At 34.5% G+C, this 5,378-nt stretch carries 3 protein-coding genes; 1 reads left to right on the forward strand and 2 read right to left on the reverse strand.

Translation table 11 applies throughout. The features are described from left to right. Both J7K39_05335 and J7K39_05340 read right to left on the reverse strand, forming a co-directional pair. On the reverse strand, positions 1-2,417 hold a 2,417-nt coding region (locus J7K39_05335; GenBank protein ID MCD6179308.1), incomplete at its 3' end, for a YfhO family protein. A 3-nt stretch (positions 2,418-2,420) separates the two neighbouring features. Beyond that, positions 2,421-2,561 carry a hypothetical protein gene (locus J7K39_05340; GenBank protein ID MCD6179309.1) on the reverse strand — a complete coding sequence of 47 codons (141 nt, stop codon included), beginning with the start codon at positions 2,559-2,561 and terminating at the stop codon, positions 2,421-2,423. Positions 2,562-2,886: 325 nt separating this feature from the next. Between J7K39_05340 and J7K39_05345 the strand changes: the two genes are divergently transcribed. Next, a partial coding sequence (locus tag J7K39_05345) for a carbohydrate binding family 9 domain-containing protein (GenBank protein MCD6179310.1) occupies positions 2,887-5,378 on the forward strand: 2,492 nt, incomplete at its 3' end.

Raw genomic sequence — 5,378 nt, forward strand, 5'->3', positions numbered from 1 at the left:
AGAATAGAACCAAAAAGGGCAATTTGCTCTCCTTTTTGATAGCTGGCAGGTTCAAATTTAAACTCAATCTTGTGTGAACCTTTAGGAATTAACATCGCACGAAGTGTATAATCAGCCCTAAAATAATCAATTTGTTTACCATCTAAATATGCATTCCATCCTTTATCGTAATAAATTTCTGAAAAGACAGCAATTTTATCACTTTGTGAATAAGAATTATAAACCAAGTGATTGGGCAGGTAACTTTCCATTATTATTGCTGATGAATCATTATTTAATGTGATTGAGCCAATTGTATTTTTAAATCTTTTATCAATAACTACAGTGTTTTCGCTGTCAAATGCTTTCAAAGCTTCTAATTCTGTATTTGCATCATCAGCCCAAAGAATAGTATTAGCGAACCAAGCAGAACCATTTGCCGAGGAGTTAACTAGAGGTGCTGCATTTGGATTGTAAATAATATATTTGGTATTAAGCATATTTAAAACAGGAGTCTGATAGAATACTTTTCTGATGCTTTCTTCGCTAGGCTTATTCTGTAATGTAGAGGTTATTTTTCCAATTTCATTTGTCAATATATGACTTATCAAATCTTGATAGCGACCCAATTTAGCAGAATGATAACCGCCAATGGATTTGTGGAAATAAGAAACACTGGCATCATTAAATGGATTATTCAGGTTTAGCACCCTATAATCAAGGCTTTTATCTTTTAGAATTAATTTATCAGCCTGACTAAGTTGATATGGTTTATCAACTATGCGAGCACGTTCAAAATTTTCGTCATTTACATAGCGTTTATTTACCGAGAATAAATCTAAGAGAATCAATATTCCTATCAGAGCAATAAATACATTCTTGGATATTTTTTGATAAGCAAAAGCTGCTATGAGTGTTAAAGATGCGAAAATGAACAGAAAACTTCTTAAAGCATCTGCTTTAAAAATACTAATACGTGCTAATTCGATATTGGCTATAATGGCATCTAATTGTGGATTATTCTGGCCACTAAAAAATTGAGCTTTCTCCATATCACTGAAAAAGGAAAATATACCGGGAGCAAGATAAAAGAGTAAACTTAAACCTCCTGAAAAAATGAAGGCAATACCAATAGAATTTCTGTATTGTAAAATATTTTTCGGATTTTTAACCAATTCCCAAAGAGCCAAAATTGCCAAAAGAGGAATAGTAAATTCAGCAATAATTAAAGTCATACTAACCGCTCTAAACTTATTATACAGTGGTATATAATCCATAAAAAAATCGGTGAGAGGCATAAAGTTTTTACCCCAAGCTAAAGCTAAAGAAAGAATAGTAGCTAGCAATAATCCCCATTTTAAATTTCCTTTTACAATAAGTAAACCCAAGAGAAATAGGAAAATGATAATGGCTCCTACATATGTTGGTCCAGCCATAAACGGCTGATTACCCCAATAGGCAGAAATATAGTTCTGAGAAATTACTTGTTTGTATTGTGGATCAACTTGATCCATTGCTTTTTTGTTGGAAGCTAAAGCTCCCGATGTTCCACCTTTAATATTTGGAATAAGTAGACTCCAGCTTTCGGCTATACCATAACTCCACTGTGTTGCATAGTCTTTATCAAGTCCGCTTGTTTGGTTATTCTCATCAATTTTGAGTTCTGATTTTCCGCGCATCGATTGAGCAGAATATTCCATAGTAACCAATAGGTTAGTGATATTGGGTAGAACGGCTAAAATAGCAGCGACTACAAGAACTGCTGTTGCTTTTCCGAATTGAGGCAGTGTTTTGTTTTTGAGGTGATCGAAGAAAATAAATAGAACTAAAACGATAATTAACAAGAGTAGGTAATAGGTAATCTGTAGGTGATTAGCTGTAATTTCTAGTGCAGCAAATAAGGCTGTTAGCACTCCACCGAGGAGATATTTTCCTCTATAGGTTAGTATAATACCCGCAATAACAGGTGCCATATAGGCAATGGCATGGGCTTTGGAGTTGTGGCCTGCTCCCAAGATAATTATAAAATAACTTGAAAAGCCAAAACCAATGGCTCCAACAATAGCTAGCCAAGGATTTACACGTAGAACAATTAGAAGTATGAAAAAACCAAGAAAGTAGAGAAATATTAGGTTTACAGGGTGAGGTAAACCTAGTTTGATTAATGTATCTATCTTTTTAATCCAATTGTTGGGATAAAGTGTAGAGATTTGATAAGCAGGCATTCCCCCAAACATGCTGTTGGTCCATAAAGGTTCTTTATTGGTTTTAGTCCTAAAATCAGAGATTTCTTTAGACATTCCTTTGAAAACGGTAATATCGTGTTGCTTTAGTTTTTTTCCTTGCAATACAGGTGTTAAGAAACTGAATGCTAAAACAATAAATAGAATAATGGCCGCCAGATAGGGGAGTGCCTTTTTAAGAAATGCTGTATCCATAAATTATTCTTCTTTTATTTCTTCATAATCCACATAATCACCGAGTTGATTTTTTTCATCCGATGTTTTTGTTTTCTTATGTGGCGTATTAATATTTACCTCGCCTTCTTTTCGAGGTGTTTCTTGTTGATATGGATTGTTCATCTGGTTTTGTGCTTTTTTTATAAAGCTTCTTAATAAAATAGGCATCAGCAACCGAATCAAATAAGGTCCGATAATAAATAGAAGGAAAATTATAATTAAAAAAGTCAAAATAAAATCAATTTAAATATTTATGCAAAAATAAGGGTTTTTTAAAGACGGAGAAAAAGCTATACGGTGAATTATACGTATTTTAATAAAATTTAAGGACTTTTTACAATATGAGTTTTTTATAAAATTTTTAACGAATTATTTTGAGCTTTACTGTAACTGAAAGTTTTTTTTAAAGTCTATATGTTATAAATACAAATTCAAACCAAATTTAATAATGAAAAAAATAATCTATTTTATTCTTATTAGCGGAATTTTATCTCCACTGATGGGATTAAGTCAAGATAATATAAAGAAAACCTATAAAGCCACTAAAATTGAGGAAGCCCCTTCTATTGATGGAGTGTTAAATGATGCTGTTTGGGAAAAAGGAGAGTGGTTAGACGATTTCACTCAATTTGAACCCTATAATGGTGCTGAAGCAACACAGAGAACTGAGTTCAAAGTTTTATTTGATAAAGATAATATCTACGTGGCTATTAAAGCTTTTGATACCAGTCCGGATAGTATCGTTCAGCGTTTGACTAGGCGTGATAATCCTGATGGCGATTTTGTTGGAATTGCTTTTGATAGTTATCACGATTTGCGTACAGCCTTTATGTTTGCTGTTAGTGCAGGAGGTGTTAAATTCGATCAGATGCTTACTGAAGATGGAAATAATGAGGACCAATCTTGGGATCCAAATTGGTGGGTAAAAGTAAATTTAACCGATGAAGGTTGGCTTGCTGAAATGAAAATCCCTTTTAGTCAATTACGTTTTGAAAAAGAATCTGACGGTGTATGGGGATTAGAAGTTTTCCGTCAAACTTATCGCCATAACGAACTTGATTTTTGGCAGCACATTTCTAAAGATGCTCCCGGAATGGTTCACCTTTTTGGTGAAATGAATGGTTTGGAAGATATTAAACCAAGAAAAATATTTGATATCACTCCTTATGGAGTTGCTAAATTGGAGACTTATGAAGCTCAATCGGGAAATCCTTTTGCTGATGGGAAAGATTATGATATAAATGGTGGTATTGATGCGAAAATAGGCGTAACGAATAATCTCACACTCGATTTAACAATCAATCCTGATTTTGGTCAGGTAGAAGCAGATCCTTCTGAAGTGAATCTAACAGCCTATGAATCTTATTTTGAAGAAAAACGTCCGTTTTTTATAGAAGGCGCTAACATTACCACTTTCGGAATTGGGATTGGTGATGGTGGAGTTGGAAACGATAATCTGTTTTATTCTCGTCGTATCGGCCGCAGGCCAAGATTATACCCCGATTTAAATGGTAATGAGTATGCTAGTGTTCCTGTAAATACACCAATTATTGGAGCCGTAAAACTAACTGGAAAAACCAGCAATGGTTTGTCGATAGGGATCATGGAAAGCGTTACGGCAGAAGGAAGAGCAGAAATTGATGATAATGGGACTAGCCGTTATGAAACCGTTGAACCACTAACGAATTACTTTTTAGCGAGAGTGCAAAAAGATTATAATGGTGGCAACACAATTGTTGGTGGAATGATTACCAGTACCAACCGATGGACAGATGCAAGTACGGAAGATTATTTTCATAAAGATGCCTATACCGGAGGTGTAGATTTTACCCAATATTTTAAAAAGAAGGTGTGGATGTTTAATGTTAATGCGGCATTTAGTCAGGTTAACGGAACTGCGGATGCCATAACAAGAACCCAAGAGTCTTCTGCTCGTTATTTTCAAAGAGAAGATAATGATTATGTAAATTACGATCCTACTAAAACATCATTAATGGGCTCTGGTGGTCGTTTGCAGCTTATCCGACAAAAAGGACATTGGACTCATTTGGCTGTCGTTCTGTGGAAAACTCCAGGTTTTGAACTAAACGATATGGGTTATCTTCGTCAAGCTGACCAGTTGTTTACTATGTTTTGGGGTCAATATCGAATTTGGGAGCCCAAAGGGATTTATCGCTCTTGGAATTTGAGTGGCGATTATTATAATGTTTGGGATTTTGGTGGCAATTTATTAGGTCACGGTTTGGAAGCAAATGCCAATATGAACTTTAAAAATTTCTGGAATTTTTGGGGACATTATAATTTAAATACCAATGGAATTTCAAATACAAGCTTACGAGGTGGCCCAAGAATGCGTACCGCGGGAAGTAGTAGTATAATGTATAATGTGAGTACCGATAGCCGGAAGAAGCTTCATTTTTATGTTTACAATAATTTTAGTAATGGCTTCGATGGTAGCTCAAAAAACTTTACCATTTCTTCGGGTTTTACTTATAAACCAATAAATACTTTAACCGTATCTGTAAATCCTCGATTCAATAAATCGTTTAATGAATTGCAATATATTGGAAGAGAATTTTTTGGTGGAGTTGATCGCTATTTATTTGCTTCTATCGATCAGAAAGTGTTGAGTGCTTCTATTCGTATCAGCTATAATGTAACACCCGATTTAACACTTCAATATTGGGGGCAACCCTTTATTGCTAGCGGAAAGTACAGTGCGTTTAAAACAATCTCTAATCCTATGGCAGACAGCTATCGCGATAGGTTTGATGTTTTTACCAATAATCAGATAAGTCCTTTAGTTGATGGAGAATATAATATCGATGAAAATACGGATGGAAATATAGATTATAGCATCGGAAATCCTGATTTTAATGTGCAGGAATTCTTATCGAATCTTGTTATCCGTTGGGAATATAACCCAGGTTCATCAGTCTA

Source organism: Bacteroidales bacterium (assembly GCA_021157585.1).
GTDB lineage: Bacteria > Bacteroidota > Bacteroidia > Bacteroidales > UBA12170 > UBA12170.